Annotated in this window: 14 protein-coding genes; 10 read left to right on the top strand and 4 right to left on the bottom strand. The window is 70.2% G+C overall.

From position 1 onward, the window contains the following. Nucleotides 1–34 precede the first annotated feature (34 nt). The 5 genes from LTT66_RS27775 to LTT66_RS37255 all read left to right on the top strand — a co-directional run bounded on the left by LTT66_RS27775 (nucleotide 35) and on the right by LTT66_RS37255 (nucleotide 4,736). Complete coding sequence (locus LTT66_RS27775; protein ID WP_233061445.1) at nucleotides 35–1,186, top strand: acyl-CoA dehydrogenase family protein; 1,152 nt, start codon at nucleotides 35–37, stop codon at nucleotides 1,184–1,186. 34 nt (nucleotides 1,187–1,220) lie between these two features. Then, nucleotides 1,221–2,450 carry an acyl-CoA dehydrogenase family protein gene (locus LTT66_RS27770; protein ID WP_233061444.1) on the top strand — a complete coding sequence of 410 codons (1,230 nt, stop codon included), beginning with the start codon at nucleotides 1,221–1,223 and terminating at the stop codon, nucleotides 2,448–2,450. Between the two features lie 24 nt (nucleotides 2,451–2,474). Beyond that, nucleotides 2,475–3,389, top strand: a complete 915-nt coding sequence (locus tag LTT66_RS27765) for an LLM class F420-dependent oxidoreductase (protein WP_233061443.1) — start codon at nucleotides 2,475–2,477, stop codon at nucleotides 3,387–3,389. After that, a complete protein-coding gene (locus tag LTT66_RS27760; RefSeq protein ID WP_233061442.1) occupies nucleotides 3,386–4,240 on the top strand; it encodes an SDR family NAD(P)-dependent oxidoreductase in 855 nt (284 codons plus the stop codon). The genes LTT66_RS27765 and LTT66_RS27760 overlap by 4 nt, the downstream gene beginning before the upstream one ends. A 121-nt stretch (nucleotides 4,241–4,361) precedes the next feature. Continuing rightward, nucleotides 4,362–4,736, top strand: a complete 375-nt coding sequence (locus LTT66_RS37255) for a zinc-binding dehydrogenase (RefSeq protein ID WP_332909642.1) — start codon at nucleotides 4,362–4,364, stop codon at nucleotides 4,734–4,736. On the opposite strand, the gene LTT66_RS27750 is transcribed toward LTT66_RS37255, so the two are convergent. The 4 genes from LTT66_RS27750 to LTT66_RS27735 all read right to left on the bottom strand — a co-directional run bounded on the left by LTT66_RS27750 (nucleotide 4,727) and on the right by LTT66_RS27735 (nucleotide 8,425). After that, a complete protein-coding gene (locus LTT66_RS27750; RefSeq protein WP_181725073.1) occupies nucleotides 4,727–5,041 on the bottom strand; it encodes a 2Fe-2S iron-sulfur cluster-binding protein in 315 nt (104 codons plus the stop codon). The two genes, LTT66_RS37255 and LTT66_RS27750, sit on opposite strands and share 10 nt — an antisense overlap. Before the next feature lie 173 nt (nucleotides 5,042–5,214). Beyond that, nucleotides 5,215–5,982 (bottom strand): enoyl-CoA hydratase/isomerase family protein, encoded by a 768-nt coding sequence (locus tag LTT66_RS27745; RefSeq protein ID WP_233061441.1) that lies wholly within the window; start codon nucleotides 5,980–5,982, stop codon nucleotides 5,215–5,217. Then, nucleotides 5,982–7,253 carry an acetyl-CoA hydrolase/transferase family protein gene (locus LTT66_RS27740; RefSeq protein ID WP_233061440.1) on the bottom strand — a complete coding sequence of 424 codons (1,272 nt, stop codon included), beginning with the start codon at nucleotides 7,251–7,253 and terminating at the stop codon, nucleotides 5,982–5,984. Before LTT66_RS27740 ends, LTT66_RS27745 begins: the two co-directional genes overlap by 1 nt. Beyond that, nucleotides 7,250–8,425: a CaiB/BaiF CoA transferase family protein gene (locus LTT66_RS27735; RefSeq protein WP_233061439.1), complete on the bottom strand. Its 1,176-nt coding sequence runs from the start codon at nucleotides 8,423–8,425 to the stop codon at nucleotides 7,250–7,252. Before LTT66_RS27735 ends, LTT66_RS27740 begins: the two co-directional genes overlap by 4 nt. A gap of 104 nt (nucleotides 8,426–8,529) precedes the next feature. On the opposite strand from LTT66_RS27735, the gene LTT66_RS27730 reads away from it, so the two are divergent. The 5 genes from LTT66_RS27730 (at nucleotide 8,530) to LTT66_RS27710 (ending at nucleotide 14,898) form a co-directional block, all read left to right on the top strand. Beyond that, the gene (locus tag LTT66_RS27730) at nucleotides 8,530–10,068 is read left to right on the top strand and encodes a class I adenylate-forming enzyme family protein (protein ID WP_233061438.1); all 1,539 of its coding nucleotides are present in this window, start codon (nucleotides 8,530–8,532) and stop codon (nucleotides 10,066–10,068) included. Further along, the gene (locus tag LTT66_RS27725; protein ID WP_332909641.1) at nucleotides 10,065–10,841 is read left to right on the top strand and encodes an SDR family NAD(P)-dependent oxidoreductase; all 777 of its coding nucleotides are present in this window, start codon (nucleotides 10,065–10,067) and stop codon (nucleotides 10,839–10,841) included. The genes LTT66_RS27730 and LTT66_RS27725 overlap by 4 nt, the downstream gene beginning before the upstream one ends. A gap of 147 nt (nucleotides 10,842–10,988) precedes the next feature. After that, nucleotides 10,989–11,972, top strand: a complete 984-nt coding sequence (gene acuI / locus LTT66_RS27720) for an acrylyl-CoA reductase (NADPH) (protein ID WP_233061437.1) — start codon at nucleotides 10,989–10,991, stop codon at nucleotides 11,970–11,972. Between the two features lie 13 nt (nucleotides 11,973–11,985). Next, nucleotides 11,986–13,179: an FAS1-like dehydratase domain-containing protein gene (locus LTT66_RS27715; RefSeq protein ID WP_233061436.1), complete on the top strand. Its 1,194-nt coding sequence runs from the start codon at nucleotides 11,986–11,988 to the stop codon at nucleotides 13,177–13,179. Nucleotides 13,180–13,185: 6 nt separating this feature from the next. Beyond that, nucleotides 13,186–14,898 carry a class I adenylate-forming enzyme family protein gene (locus LTT66_RS27710; protein WP_233061435.1) on the top strand — a complete coding sequence of 571 codons (1,713 nt, stop codon included), beginning with the start codon at nucleotides 13,186–13,188 and terminating at the stop codon, nucleotides 14,896–14,898. The last annotated feature ends 562 nt before the right edge of the window (nucleotides 14,899–15,460 follow it).

The following is a 15,460-nucleotide window of genomic DNA, read 5'->3' as shown; positions in this document are numbered from 1 at the left end:
TCCCGCGCCGTGCGTCAACCGAAGGACCGGAATCATGCCCCTCGACACCACCGCGGATCAGCGGTTTTTCCAGTCGACCACCCGCGATTTCCTCGCGGGCACCGTCCCGGTCGGCACCGTGCGAGCCCTCACCGAGTCCGGGACCGGATTCGACCGGAGCTGGTGGCGGCGAGCGGCCGAACTGGGGTGGACGGCCATGCTGGTGCCCGAGAAACTCGGCGGCGGAACGGTCTCCGGGAGCGCGATGACCGAACTCGCGCTCGTGGCCGAGGAACTGGGTCGCGCCTGCGCGCCCGGCCCGTTCGTCACGACCAACGCCGTTCTCGCCGGGCTCGCCGCGGAAGCGGGCCGTCTCGCCGAGCTCGTCGCCGCCGTATGCACCGGCGAAACGATCGTGACGTGGGCGGTGTACGAACCGGGCCGCGGCTTCGAGGCACTCGCCCCCTACGCCGGCGCCATGGAACCGAGCACCCTTGCCCGGCGCGACGGCGACGGCTACCGGGTCGACGGCGTGAAAGACCGCGTGGAGGCGGGCGATCAGGCCGACGTGTTCCTGGTGACCGCCCAGAGCCCGGACGGCCCGGTGCAGCTGCTGGTGCGCGCCGACGCCCCGGGCGTGACGATCACCCCCACGTGGACGCTGGATCTGGTCCGCCGTACCGCACGGGTGTCGTTCGAGGACGTCGCGGTGTCCGCGGACGCGGTGGTGCACGCCGGTGACGATGCCGCGGCCGCGATACGCGCGCAGGCGCAGGCGGCGGCCGCACTCACCGCCGCGGAAATGGCCGGAGCCGCCGACACCGCCCTCGCCGCCACGCTGACCTGGTTGTTCGACCGCTACACCTTCGGGCGGCAGCTGGCCTCCTACCAGGCGCTCAAGCACCGGATGGCCGACAACAAGACCTGGCTGGAAGCGTGCCGAGCCACCGCCACCGCCGCCGCGGCCGCGTGGGACGACGACCCGGCCGGTGCGGGCGAGGCGATCAGCATCGCGAAATCCTATGTGGGAGCGAAAGCCCCGGTGATCGCCCAGGACTGCGTGCAGTTGCACGGCGGCATCGGCGTCACCTGGGAACACGACCTGCACCTGTATCTGCGCCGGATCACCCTGGGCCGCGCCCTCTACGGCACGCCCGAAGAACACCGGCGCCACATCACCGACCTACTCGACACCGCGGCCGCGTGAGCCCGATCGAACCCCACCGGAAGGCACCGTCGCAATGACCACAGATCTGGAGCCCGTCGAGGACTTCCGCGCCCGCGCGCGGACCTGGTTGCGGGACAACCTGGGCCCCGCGTCCGCCGCGGACCACAAGTCCGACACCGAGGAGGCATGGGAGCGCGCCCGGCAATTGCAACGGGCCCTCCACGGGGGCGGATTCGCCGGGATCTGCTTCCCCGCGGAGTACGGCGGGCTCGGCCTCACCCCCGCCCACCAGCGTGCGTTCACCGAGGAATCACTCCCCTACGAGATGCCGTTGCTGCTGAATGTGCCCACGCTGGCCATCTGCGCGGCGAGCCTGCTCGATCTCGGCACCGAAGAGCAGAAACGCACCCACCTGCCCGCCGTGCTGCGCGGCGAGGAGATCCTCGCGCAGTTCCTGTCCGAGCCGCGCGGCGGATCGGATCTGGCCGGGCTCACCACCCGGGCCGAACGCGACGGCGATCGCTGGATTCTCAACGGGTCCAAGATCTGGAGTTCCGGCGCGTACGCCGCCGACTACGGCCTGTGCCTGGCTCGCACCAACTGGGAGGTCCCCAAGCACCGCGGGCTCACCATGTTCCTGGTGCCGGTACACGCCGAAGGCGTCACCGTGCAGCGGATCAAGCAGGTGACCGGCTCCACCGAGTTCTGCCAGGAGTTCTTCGACGACGTCGCGTTGCCGGAGGAGGCGGTGCTCGGCCAGGTGGACGGCGGGTGGGACGCCGCGTCCCGGCTGCTGCACCACGAGCGGGCCGCGCTGGGCGGCACCTCGCCCTACACCAGTGGCGCCCGCCCGCACCTGGGCGGCGAGGCCGACCGATTGATCGCGCTCGCCCGCGCCACCGGGCAATGGAACGACCCGCGCACCCGGGAGGACATCGGCGAGGCGCGGGCCATGAACGTGGTGCGCGACCAGCTCATCGCGCACGTCTCGCGGGCGATCGTCAACGGCGACCTGCCGCCCTCGGCCGGCGCCATCCCCCGGCTGCTCAGCGCGGAGAACGCGTGGCTGCAAACGGACATGGCCGTGCGCATCGCCGGTTCCACCGCGGCGACCCACAGCCCGGGGGACGCGGCCGACACGGCCGAGGTGGGTCTCGAGTACCTGTTCCGGTCCGCGTGGAGCCTGGCGGGTGGCAGCACCGAGATGGCGCGCAATGTCATCAGCGAGCGCGTGCTCGGCATGCCCCGCGAGTTCGCCGCCGATCGCGACGTCCCGTTCAATCAGGTCAAGCACGGCCGCTGACCGGCGCGAAGCGACAGGCAGACAATGCGTTTCATCTTCCACTATCCGGAAACCGCAGGGTACGACGGTGATCTGCTCGACGCGGGCCCACTGCCGGAGCTCGCCGCCGCCGCCGAACGGCACGGGTTCGACGGGTTCTCGCTCAGCGAGCACCCGGCGCCCGGCGCCCGCTGGCTGGGGGCGGGCGGGCATCAGACCCTCGACCCGTTCGTCGCGCTCGCCTTCGCCGCCGCCGCGACCGAGCGGCTGCGGCTGATCACCCACCTCACGGTGGCGCCCTACCGGAACCCGATGCTGCTCGCGAAATCGGCCGCCACCCTGGACAAACTCTCCGGCGGCCGGATGATCCTCGGGCTCGGCGCCGGTTACCAGAAAAGCGAATTCCACGCCCTCGGCGTCGATTTCGACGAGCGCAACGCGTTGGTCGACGAAGCGCTGGCGGTGCTGCCGCTGCACTGGAGCGGCGAGCCGTTCAGTTACACCGGTCGCCACTTCAGCGCCCGTGACGTGGTGGCCAGGCCGCGGCCGGTGCAGCGGCCCATCCCGATCTGGGTCGGCGGCAACTCCCGTCTCAGCCGCCGTCGTGTCACCGAACACGCGCAGGGCTGGATCCCGATGACGGGTGGCGCGGAACTGAGCGCCACCGCCAGGACCCCCGAACTGGGGACGGTGGCGGAACTCGCTCGCAAGATCACCGAGATCCGGGCCGGCGCCGCGGCGGCCGGGAGAGAGGGGCACATCGACCTCGTGTACTCCTACAACCCGCCTGGCATCACCGCTCCCGCCGTCGACGCCGAGCGCCATCGGGCCGCGCTGGCGGAACTGGCCCAGGCCGGAGTGGATTGGATCGTGGTGTCCGGCCGCACGGGCGACCGCCGGGCCACGCTCGATTTCCTCGCCGCGTTCGGCGAGACGTATCTCGAGCGGTCGCCGCGATGACGTGGTTCGAGCAACGGGCTGGCTTGGACGGCGCCGTCGCGGTCGTCACCGGTGGCGCCGGAGGTCTCGGGCAAGCGATCGTCGCGGATCTGGCCGCGAACGGAGTGCGCCCAGCGGTGCTCGACCTCGATCCGGAGGCGGCCTGCGCGCTGCGGCGCACGCTCGACGAGCAGGGCCACGAGGCCTTGGTGGAGGTGGGCGACGCACGTGACCCCCAGGTCCTCGCCGCGCTGTTCGACACGGTGGACGCGCTGTGGGGCCGGTTGGACATCCTCGTCAACGTGGTCGGCGGCACGTTCCGCGCCCTGTTCACGGAGACGACGGCCAAAGGCTGGGACGCGCTGCTGCGCACCAATCTGACGCACGTACTGCACGCCTGCTCGCTCGCCGTCCCCAGGATGCGCGCGGGCGGGCACGGCGGCAGCATCGTCAACATCACCACCATCGAAGCGCACCGCGCCGCACCGGGTTTCGCGGTCTACGCGGCCGCGAAGGCGGCGGTCGAACAGTTCGCCCGCACCCTGGCCGTGGAAGTAGCCCCGGACGGCATCCGGGTGAACAACGTCGCGCCGGACTACGTCCCGACGCCGAACCTCGCCCGCATCTCGGGCGCCGACGGCGCACTCGACGATCCGGCCGGCGTGCGGGTCGCCATCCCGATGGGCAGGCTCGGCCGGGTCACCGACGTATCGCACTGCGTGGTCTTCCTGGCGTCGCGGCTCTCGTCCTACCTCACGGGGGCGACCCTGCATCCCGACGGCGGGACCTCGGCGTCGGCAGGGTGGTTCAACTGGCCACAGGAGGGCTGGGCCGACCACGCGCCACTGCGGCTGCTGCGCGACGACGCCTGAGCGCTCTCACTCCGGGCCCGCCGGAATCAGGGCGCGCAGGCAGAAGGCGGTGATGCGCTCGACATCGTCCGGCGCGGGCTCTGCGCTGCCGCAACCGCTCGGCCAGCGTGCCGATCGTGGCATGGGCGATCAGCGCCGCGTCGGAATCCGGTGCGGCGCTGCCCAATTCCGCGAGCGTATCGCGCAGCAGCGCGGTCGGCGCGCTGTCCACCCCGCCCGGTCCCGCCGCCAGCCCGAGACCCGGCCCAGCGGCGTTCCACAGGACAGCCGGCGTCGCGGCCGCCGTCCGCTCTCTGGCCTGCGCCAGGATCTCGATCCGGCCGAATACCGGCGCAACGAGGACGAACTCGCGGCGCTGCCGGCGAGCGGGCACGTCCGGCCGCACATCGGCGCGCACTACCCGCTCGAACAGGTGGCCGCCGCGCTGCGGCACGTCGCCGACGGCCGCGCGATCGGCAAAGTTGTGGTGGAGGTCGCGCGATCGGATCACACGTAATCGACGCCCACCGACGGGGTCTGCGGGACGGACTGACAGGTGAGCACATAACCCTCGGCCACGTCCTCGTCGGTGAGGGCATCGTTCACCCGCATCTCGACGCGACCCTCGACAAGCCGCGCCATGCAGGTGCCGCAGTTGCCCTCCTCACAGGCGAACGGCGGGTTGAGCCCGGCTCGCTTCGCGGCCTCCAGCACGGTCTCGCCGGGGCGCACCTCGATGGTGGATTTCGTGCCGTCCAACAGCACGGTCACCACCCCGCAGGTGACCGACTGCGGCGACTCGGACAACGGGGATACGGCCATGACGGCACACTCCTGATCGGTGGGGACGCACAGCGCCCGACGTCGCGCCGGCGTCGCGGTCGCCGTTCCGGCGCAGACTGAGCACTCGCCCAGCATGCTGTGCTGTGCACATGCTTAGCATGGTTCTTCCAGAGTGGTCAATAGGGAGAAGCACGGCAGACGGCAGGACCGGATCAGCGGCCGGTCCAGCGCGGGTTGCGCTTCTCGGCGAACGCGCGCGGACCCTCCTGCGCGTCCTCGCTGGTGTAGCAGCGCACCGAGGCGTGCCGCGCGGCTTGCAGCGCGGCCGAGCGTCCCATCTCGGTCGCGAGCATGACCGTCTCCCGGGCGGCCCGCACCGAAAGCGGAGCGCCCGCGAGAATCTCGGCTGCCAGCCCGAGCGCGGTGTCCATCAGATCGTCCGGTTCGGCCAACCGGTTCACCAGCCCGATCTCATAGGCCCGCCGCGCATCGATCGGCTTGCCGGTCAGCAGGATTTCCATCATCACCCGCTGCGGGATCATGTGGATCAGCGGCGCGGCCCACGGCGAGCTGCGGCCCACTTTCACCTCGGTGACCGCGAAGGTCGCGGTGGTGCTCGCGACACACAGGTCGCATGCCTGGGCGATCATCCAGCCCCCGGCGAAGGCCGCGCCGTTGACCGCCGCGATGGTGGGCTTGGACAACTCCAGGGTGTCGTAGGGCAGCGGGTACATGTCCCGTGGCGGCACCGCCATGCCGGTCGCGACCATCTCCTCGAGATCCCCGCCCGCGCAGAAGGCTTCCGACCCCGCGCCGGTGAGGATCGCGACGCGCAGCGCGGGATCGCGCTCGAACCGGTCCCAGGCGTCGAACAGGCCTTCCCGCACGTCCCGAGCCAGGCAGTTGCGCCGTCGCGGCCGATTGAGGGTGATGATCGCGATCCCGTCGGGGCGGGCCTCGAAGACAACGGCGTCGGACATCAGAAACCTCTCCGCTGGACGACGTGGGCCGCGCGTTCCAGCTCTTCGCGAAAATCGGGGTGCGCCACGGCGATCAGCATGCGGGTGCGTTCGGCCAGCGTCCGCCCGGCGAGCTCGGCGGCGCCGAACTCGGTGACGATCACGTCGACATCACTGCGCGCCGTGGTGACCGGCCCGGACAACGTGGCGGTGATCCGGCTGACCGTGCCGCCTTTGGCGGTCGACGGCAGCGCGACGATCGCGTGACCGCCCCGCGAACGGGCGCCCGCCCGGACGAAGTCCACCTGCCCACCGGTGCCGCCGAGGTAGGCCGCACCGCTCTGTTCGGCGTTCACCTGCCCGGTCAGATCGACCTCCATGGCGGAATTGATGGTGACCAGCCGCTCCAGCCGTGCGAGCACGCCCGCGTCGTGGGTGTAGTCGGTGGCGCACATCCGGATCGCCGCGTTGCGGTCGGCGAACCGGTACAGGCGCTCGGTGCCGATGAGCGCGCCGGTGACCGACACCCCGCGATCGATGGCCTTGCGCGCGTTGGTGACCGCGCCCGACTCGACCAGATCGACCAACCCGTCGCCGATCATCCCCGAATGCACGCCGAGATCGGTGCGGTCGTGCAGCAGGCGCAACACGGCGTCGGGCACGGCGCCGACCCCGATCTGCAGCACCGCGCCGTCCTCGATATAGGCGGCCGCGTGCCCGGCGATCGCTTCGTCCACCGGGCCGATCCGCGCGGGCGGCACCTGCACCGGCGGCCGGGAAACCCGGACGGCGTAGTCGATTTCGGCGCCCGGCAGCCGCTCCCCCAGCGTGAAGGGCACTTGGTCGTTGATCTCGGCGACCACGACGCGCGCCGCCGCCACCGCCGCGCGCACGTGGTCGCTGACCAGGCCGAAGCTGTGCTCACCGCGCTCGTCGGCCGGACTCACCTGCACAAAAGCGACATCGCAGCCGAGGATTCCGGCTTCGATCATCGGTCCCACCCGGCTGACGTGGCAGGGGACGATACTCAGCCGATGCTCTTTGGTCAGTGACCGCAGCGCGCCGATCGCTCCCATGCTGGACAGGGCGAATGCCTCCGTCGCGGCCGGGGTGAACAATCCGGAGAAGCTCGTCGCGATGAACGCGGACACGCCACCGATCGCGCCGCCCTGCGCGATGAGCGCCTCGATCAAGGTGGTGGGCTCGCCACAGGCCTGCCCGACCACGATGCGGTCACCGGCCCGCAGGATCGTCGTCAGGTCGAGGTCGGCGGCCTCGAGCAGCGCGGTCACCGCCGCACCCGGCCGTTCGGGCGACCGTGGGCGGCCGATGGCAGTCGGCCGAGCACCTCTGCGGTGTCGGCGCCGAGCCGGGGCGCGGCCGCCGCGACGCGCCCCGGCGTGCGGGAGAACCACGTTGGTGGCCCGGGAAAGCGGACTGTTCCATACGGAGAATTCACAGTCTCGAAGAAAGTCGCATCGGTGAGATGCGGATTGTCGAAGAGCTCGTCCAGCGAGCGGACCGGCGCGGCCGGAATGTCCAGCGAGCGCAGCAGATCCAGCCACTCGCGGGTGGTTCGCTCGCGGAACGTCTCACCGAGGCGGGCGTAGACGGTGTCGATGCGGGCCGCGCGCTGTTCCAGGGTGGCGAACTCCGGACCGGCCCACGGCGGGCGTACCGCCTCGATGAACGCCGTCCATTGCTTGTCGTTGTAGACCAGCGCGGACAGGTAGCCGTCCGCGGTGCGATAGGGCCTGCGGTTCGGCGTCACCGCGCGCGGATAGGCCGCGGGCCCCAGCGGCGGATCGAACATGGCCCCGTTGGCGTGCTCCACCAGCATGAACGCGGCCATCGTCTCGAACATCGCCACCTCGACTTCTTGCCCCTCCCCGGTGCGTTCCCGGTGGAACAGCGCCATCGTGGTCGCGTACAGCGCGGTCAACCCGGCGACCTTGTCGGCCATGATGGTGCCGACGTACCCGGCGGTGCCGGTGAGCTGCTCCTGAACGAAGGGCAGACCGCACTCGGCTTGGATGGTGTCGTCGTAAGCGGTGAGACCGGCGTCGCGGCCGCGGCGGCCGTAGCCGTAGCAATTGGTGTAGACGATCGAAGGATTGAGCGCGGCCACGTCGTCGTAACCGAAGCCGAGCCGGGCGATCGCCGAGGCGCGCATGGAATGAATGAATACGTCGGCCTGCCCGATGAGTTCGCGCAACGACCGCTTGCCCTCCTCGGACCGCAGGTCGAGCACCACGCTGCGCTTGCCCCGGTTGACATTGACGAAGACGCCGCTCATCCCCCGTTCCGGCCCTACCGAGATGTAGCGGGTGTTGTCGCCGTCCGGTGGCTCGATCTTGATCACGTCCGCGCCCATGTCGGCCATGATCTGCGTGCAATAAGGACCCATGACCATCGCCGTCAGATCGACGACACGGACTCCGGACAGCGGACCACTGTGTGCCATCACCATGCCTCTTTCGCAACCCCTCCGCCGCCGCCCTGCCCCCGCAAGCCGCGCCGTGAGCCTATCTGATGAATCTTTGCAAGGATAGTGATATCAAGGAGGCTGTGGACAGTTTCAACGGCGGCGCCCCGCCCGGCGCGCCCGCCCTTCGCCCGATCGCCCAGGTGCTGGACACCGCCCTCGGCTCCCACCCGGACGCCGTAGCCGTGGAAGCCGCCTCCGGCGCCTGGACCTACGTCGAACTCGATGACCACGCCCACCGCGCGGCGGGCGCGCTCTGGTCGCTGGGCGTGCGTCCCGGCGACCGCGTGGCCGCCTGCCTGCCCAACGACCTCGACATCGTGGCGGCCTTCCACGGCGCGCAGCGCATCGGCGCGGTATGGGCGGGCATCGGCGAGGCGCTGACCGCCAACGAACAGCAGTACCTGCACGATCTGTGCGAACCGGCCGCCCTGCTCGCAGGCCCGCGGTGCGGGGTGGACTCGCCGCGGGCGGTCGGCCCCGAGCAGTGGGCGGCACTGCTCGACCGTGCGGCGCCCGCGCCACGGGTCGAGCAGGACATCGACGCCCCGGCCGGAATCGCCTTCACCAGCGGCACCTCCGGGCAGCCCAAGGCCGTGGTGCACAGTCAGCGCAACCTGCTGCTGCCCGGCGCCGCGCTGACGGCGACCCGCGGCTGGGGGCCCGAACTGCGCAAAGGCGACAGCTTCCCGCTGACGATCCTCAATCTGATGGTGCTGTCCACCCTGCTCACCGCGCAGGCCCGCGGCTGCGCGGTCGTCATGGACCGCCGCGATGTCGACGGTGTCGCCGAGTGGATCGCCGAGCGTCGCGTCACGGTCTGGAACGGCGCACCGGCGCAGCTCTACGACCTCGCGCGCAAACCGGGACTCGAGCTCGGCTCGTTGCGCGAGGTCTGGAGCGGCGGCAGCGACACCCCGGACTCGGTGCGCGCGGCTTTCGCCGCCGCGCACGGACCGGTGCCTCGCGTCACCTACGGCCTCACCGAGGCGCCGACGGTGGTCTCGATCGACCCACCCGGCGACGGGTGGATCCCCGGCGCCAGCGGCCGGGTGCTGCCGCACTACGACGTCGCCGCCTACGACGACGAGGGCCATCGGCTGCCGCCCGGCTCGCTCGGCGAGTTACGGCTGCAGTCGGCCACCACCGGCCCGTGGGCCGGATTGTGGACGCCGATGCTGGGCTACTGGGAGCGTGGTGGCGTGCGGCCGCCGGAGCCGGGCCCGATCCCCACCGGCGACGTCGGCACCGTCGACGCCGAGGGCACGCTTTCGGTGCTGGACCGCAAGAAGATGGTCATCATCCGAGGCGGGGCGAACGTCTACCCGCTCGAGGTGGAGCGGGTCATCGCGACACACCCCGACGTGGCGAAGGTCGCCGTGTGCCCGGTACCGGACGAGCGGCTCGGCCAGAAAGTCGCGGCGGTGATCGAAAGCGCCGGGCCGACAGTGGATCTCGACGCCGTGGCGCGATTGTGCCGACGCGAGCTGGCGGGATACAAGGTGCCGGAGATCTGGACCCGGGTGGATACGCTGCCGGTGAACGCCATGGGCAAGATCGAGCGCACACGCCTGACCGAACTGGTGACCTCCGCGCGATCCACGACGCAGGAGCAGCCGTGACCTCCCGGCCCGATCGCGCCCCGCACATGTTCGATCTCGACGGCCGGGTGGCGATCGTGACGGGGGCGTCGTCCGGCTTGGGCGCCGCGGTCGCGGAAGCGCTGGCCTCGCTCGGCGCCCGAGTCGCTGTCGTGGCCCGTCGCGCGGACCGGCTGACCGAACTCGCCGGGCGCATCGGCGGGCTCCCCGTGATGTGCGACCTGAGCCGGCCCCAGGACATCGGCGCCGTGGTCGCCGCAGTGGTCGACGGCCTGGGACCGCCGGAGATCCTGATCAACGCGGCCGGAAGCCGATTCACCACCGAACGCGCCGAATCCGAGCCGCTCGACGCCGTGCACCGGACCCTGGAACTCAATCTGGTGGCTCCGTTCCTGCTCGCTCGAGCGGTGTTCCCGCACATGCGGGCGGTGGGCCGCGGCTCGATCGTCCACGTCTCCTCCATCAGCGGCCGGGTCGGCGTGCCCGGCATACCGCAGGCGTCCTACGCGGCGAGCAAAGCGGGGCTGTCGGGCCTCACCGCCGAACTGGCCGTGCAATGGGCGCGACATTCGATCCGGGTGAATACGGTGGCGCCCGGCTTCTTTCGCAGCGAGATCACCGACAGCCTCTACGACGACGAGCGCGGCGCCGCCTACCTGCGCCGCAACACCCCGCTGCCGATCGAGGCGGATGCCGCGGACATCGTCGGCGCCGTCACCTGGCTGGCCGGTGACGCCGCCCGGTACGTCACCGGCCAGACCATCGTCGTCGACGGCGGCTGGACTGCCCGGTGAGCGGAGGTCTCCGCCGGTAACCGCCGGTTGACACCCGAATCGGACGGTGGGAGCATGCTTTTTCACTAGGAGAATTAGATTCTCGATTATGAAAATGTATTGACAGATCTTGATATTCACCCGTTCTAGGAAGGGAATTCTCGCCGCATGTTTGCCGCAGTTCTGATCGAGAAGGGCGAGGCGGGACCGAAGGTCACGCTGACGGACGTGGACGAAGCGACGCTGCCCGAGGGGAACGTCACCATCGAGGTCGCCTACTCCACGCTCAACTACAAAGACGCCTTGGCCATCACCGGTAAGTCCCCGGTCGTGCGCGCGTTCCCGATGGTCCCCGGCATCGACCTCGCCGGTGTCGTCACCGAGAGCAGCCACGCGGAGTGGTCGGTGGGCGACGAAGTGATCCTCAACGGCTGGGGCGTGGGGGAAACGCACTGGGGTGGCCTCGGTCGGCGAGCCCGCGTGAACGGGGACTGGTTGATACCCCTGCCCACCGAGTTCACCGCACGTCAGGCGATGGCGGTCGGCACCGCGGGCTACACCGCGAGCCTGTGCGTCGAAGCGCTGTTGCGCCACGGGCTGCGCCCCGACCAGGGCGAGATCCTGGTGACCGGCGCGACCGGCGGCGTGGGCAGCATCGCGATCGCGCTGCTGAGCAAGGCCGGGTTCACCGTGGCCGCCGCCACCGGCAAGACCAGCGAGACCGCCTACCTCCAGCACCTGGGCGCGGGCACCGTGGTGGATCGCGCCGAACTGGCCGAGCGCGGCAAACCGCTGCAGAAGGAGCGCTGGGCAGGCGTGGTCGACACCGTCGGCAGCCACACGCTGGCCAACGCGTGCGCCCAGACCCGGTACGGCGGCGCGGTCGCCGCCTGCGGCCTGGCCCAGGGGATGGACTTCCCGGCCACGGTCGCCCCGTTCATCCTGCGCGGGGTCACGCTGTCGGGCATCGACAGCGTGATGGCGCCCAAGCAGCGGCGGCTGGACGCCTGGGCACGGCTCGCCCGTGACCTGGACCCGGCCGCCCTGGACAGCATCGCCCAGGAGATCCCCCTCGGCGAGGCGATCACCGCGGCCGGCCGGCTCATCGACGGCACCGTGCGCGGCCGGATCGTCGTCGACGTGAATCGTTGATCAGGAGCATCCGGTGACCAGGAAATCGACGAAATCCACCGTGCAACTCGACCTGTCCGACGTCGACCACCGGGTCGGCAAGCCGGTGGGCGGCGGACAGCTGTGGGACCCGTGCAGTTCTTCCGACATCCGCCGCTGGGTGATGGCGATGGACTATCCCAATCCGCTGCACTGGGACCAGGAATTCGCCCGGGAATCCCGCTACGGCGGCATCGTGGCGCCGCAATCGATCGCGGTCGCGCTGGATTACGGGCACGGCGCGCAGCCGGCCTGTGTCGGATACATCCCGGGCAGCCACCTCATCTTCGGCGGTGAGGAATGGTGGTTCTACGGCTGCCCGGTGCGTCCGGGCGACAAGTTGTTCCAGGACCGGCGATTCCACGACTACAAGGTGGTGGAGACGAAGTTCGCCGGGCCGACGATGTTCTCCCGCGGCGACACCGCCCACCGCAATCAGAACGGTGTGCTGGTCGCTCGCGAAAGGTCCACCGCCATCCGTTATCTGGCCTCGGAGGCCACCGAGCGCGGCATGTACGACAACCAGCTCGGCGCGGTGCGGACCTGGACCACCGCGGAACTGGCCGAGATCGAGTCGTTGCGCCATGAGTGGATCCTGTCCAATCGGGCCGGCGTCTCGCCGCATTTCGACGAGGTGAAGGTCGGCGACCGGCTGCCGCGCCGGGTGATCGGACCGCACACCATCGCCAGCTTCACCACCGAATACCGCGCTTTCCTGTTCAACATCTGGGGCACCTTCCACTGGACCGCGCCGGAGGGCGTCGAGGACCCCTGGGTCTACCAGGATCCGGGCTGGACCGAAGGATTCGCTTTCGACGAAGAGGGTGCGCGCATCGATCCGCGCAAACGCGACGGTCTGTACGTCGGCCCGTCCCGCGGGCACATCGACGCCGACAAGGCGGGCGAGGTCGGGATGGCGCGCGCCTACGGTTACGGCGCCACCATGGGCGCTTGGTGCACCGACTACCTCTCGTACTGGGCCGGGCACGACGGCATGGTCCGGCACAGCAAGGCGGACTTCCGCCTGCCCGCCTTCGAGGGCGACGTGACCTATTTCGATGCCGAGATCATCGGCAAGGAAACGGAATCGGCGTGGGGCGTGCCGCTGGTCCAGGTGAAACTGCGGCTGACCAATCAGGACTTCGGCGTGCTGGTGGACTGCACCGCCGAGGTCGAACTCCCGTACTGAGGTTCGATGATGACCACCGACACCAACGACGCCCGCGCACGAGCCGTGGCGATCGCCACCGGCCCGCCGCTGTCCGACGAGCCCGGGCTCGGACCGCTCACCCTGCCCGGCTTCCTGCGCGAGGTCACCGAGCGGTACGGCGGCCGGGAAGCGCTCGTCGCGCACACCGACACCGGCGTCATCCGCTGGACCTATGCCGAGCTGTGGGAGCGCGCCACCGAAGTGGCGCGCGCCCTGCGCGCATGCGGGGTGGGCAAGGACAGCCGGGTCGGCGTGCTGATGACGAATCGGCCGGAGTGGCTCTCGGCCGTCTTCGGCGCCTCGCTGTCCGGCGCGGTGGCCGTCGCGTTCAGCACCTTCTCCAGCCCCGCGGAGCTCGACCACCTGCTGCGGCTGTCCGGTGTTTCGGTGCTGCTGTTCGAACGGACCGTGGCGAACAAGGATTTCGCCGCCGTGCTGACCGGACTGGAACCGGCGATCGGCACCGCCTCGCCGGGCGCCGTGCGCTCGGCGGCCTACCCGTTCCTGCGTCACCTGGCGGTGGTGGGCGACCCGGTGCCGGGCGGAGCGATCGATTCCTGGCCCGCCTTCCTGGCACGTGGGCACGCCGAGCCACCGGCGCTGGTCGAGGCGACAGCGGCCACGGTGCAGCCCAGCGACACCGCGGTGCTGTTCTTCTCGTCGGGAACCACCAGCAAGCCGAAAGGCATCCGCAGCGCCCACCGCGGCGTCGCCATCCAGATGTGGCGGTTGCGCCGCATGTTCGGGTTCGGCCCGGACGACGACGTGCGCTGCTGGACCGCCAACGGCTTCTTCTGGTCCGGCAACTTCGGCCAGGCGCTCGGCGCCACCCTGGCCGCGGGCGGCAGCCTGGTGCTGCAGTCGACCTTCGATGCCGCCGCCGCTGTGGACTTGATGCGGGCCGAGCGGGTGAACTTCCCGGTCGCGTGGCCACATCAGTGGGCCCAGCTCGAAGGCGCGCCCAACTGGCCCACCACGGACCTGAGCAGCCTGCGATTCGTGGACGTGCAGACGCCCGCGGCACGCCACCCAAGTGTGTCGACCACCTGGACCGAGCCGGGGCACGCATACGGCAACACCGAGACGTTCACCATCACCACGTGTTTTCCGGCCTGCACACCCGAGGACGAGATCGCGGGCAGCAGCGGCCGACCGCTGCCGGGAAATACCGTCAAGATCGTCGACCCGCTCACCGGCGGCGTCCTGGCCCGCGGCGAACGCGGCGAGATCTGTGTCAAAGGACCGACGCTCATGCTCGGCTACCTCGGCACCGCGCTGGACGAGACGCTCGACGCCGACGGCTACTTCCACACCGGCGACGGGGGCTACCTCGACGACGCGGACCGGCTGTACTGGGAAGGCCGGCTGACCGACATCATCAAGACCGGCGGCGCGAATGTCTCCCCGCTGGAGGTCGACGAAGCGTTGATCCGGTTCCCGGGCGTCAAGGTCGCGCGCACCGTCGGCGTTCCGCACGAGACGCTCGGCGAGGTCGTGGTGGCCTGCGTGGTGCCCCACACCGGTGCGACGGTCGACGGCGCGCAGCTGCGCGCGTTCCTGCGCGAGCGGCTGGCCAGCTACAAGGTGCCGCGGCACGTGCTGTTGTTCGCCGAGGAGGACATCGCGCTCACCGGCAGCGCCAAGATCAAATCCAGTGACCTGCGGCAGCTCGCCGCGAAACGCCTGGCCCACGGCTAGCGCTGGGGCAGGCTCCTACCTGCCCGCTTCCGACGGCAAGGGCAACAGAACTGCAGTGATGGCGACCAGCCAAAACAGGGGGGTTGTCACTCCGGATCGGGGTCACTTGGCCGCTTCCGCGCTACTTCACTCAGGGACGCCCGATGCGCTTGCCCGCCGCGGGAACGCATGAGGCATGGAAGACCCTAGGGCCCCGTTGCGAGGCCGCTTACGAGCAGATCGCCGAGAACGGGTTGACCATCCCCCTCGATGTCATCGAAGCGGCGGGGATGTCAAGCAGCCGCGGTTATGAAGCCCTCGCACGGTTGACCGCCGCGGTTTGATCAACCGATCACATTGTCACGTGGAACTGGGACCTCTCAGTCTCGATGATTTTGCTGAGAGAACTGGCGGGCGAACCGATCCGTTTGAGCCAGTTCATGAAGCATGGCGAATACTCGGACGAAACTGCTGGCGCGTGTACGAGGAGATCGTTGAGCACGGGAGGACAGCACCTGTCGAAATCTTCGCCGTGGTTGGAATCGGAACTGCCGCCGGCTACAAGGCCCTCACCAAGTTGGCA

It is taken from the genome of Nocardia gipuzkoensis, from assembly GCF_021183645.1.
GTDB lineage: Bacteria > Actinomycetota > Actinomycetes > Mycobacteriales > Mycobacteriaceae > Nocardia > Nocardia abscessus.
Note: the sequence above shows the minus strand (reverse complement) of the source record. Positions and strands in the feature narration are given on the sequence as shown.

Bases quoted from the DNA above. Each gene is read 5' to 3' on its own strand.
- LTT66_RS37255 (WP_332909642.1), top strand. From the start codon at position 4,362: ATGGGCGATCAGCGCCGCGTCGGAATCCGGTGCGGCGCTGCCCAATTC.
- acuI (WP_233061437.1), top strand. From the start codon at position 10,989: ATGTTTGCCGCAGTTCTGATCGAGAAGGGCGAGGCGGGACCGAAGGTC.
- LTT66_RS27750 (WP_181725073.1), bottom strand. From the start codon at position 5,041: ATGGCCGTATCCCCGTTGTCCGAGTCGCCGCAGTCGGTCACCTGCGGG.
- LTT66_RS27710 (WP_233061435.1), top strand. From the start codon at position 13,186: ATGATGACCACCGACACCAACGACGCCCGCGCACGAGCCGTGGCGATC.
- LTT66_RS27735 (WP_233061439.1), bottom strand. From the start codon at position 8,425: ATGGCACACAGTGGTCCGCTGTCCGGAGTCCGTGTCGTCGATCTGACG.
- LTT66_RS27775 (WP_233061445.1), top strand. From the start codon at position 35: ATGCCCCTCGACACCACCGCGGATCAGCGGTTTTTCCAGTCGACCACC.
- LTT66_RS27765 (WP_233061443.1), top strand. From the start codon at position 2,475: ATGCGTTTCATCTTCCACTATCCGGAAACCGCAGGGTACGACGGTGAT.
- LTT66_RS27770 (WP_233061444.1), top strand. From the start codon at position 1,221: ATGACCACAGATCTGGAGCCCGTCGAGGACTTCCGCGCCCGCGCGCGG.
- LTT66_RS27760 (WP_233061442.1), top strand. From the start codon at position 3,386: ATGACGTGGTTCGAGCAACGGGCTGGCTTGGACGGCGCCGTCGCGGTC.
- LTT66_RS27745 (WP_233061441.1), bottom strand. From the start codon at position 5,982: ATGTCCGACGCCGTTGTCTTCGAGGCCCGCCCCGACGGGATCGCGATC.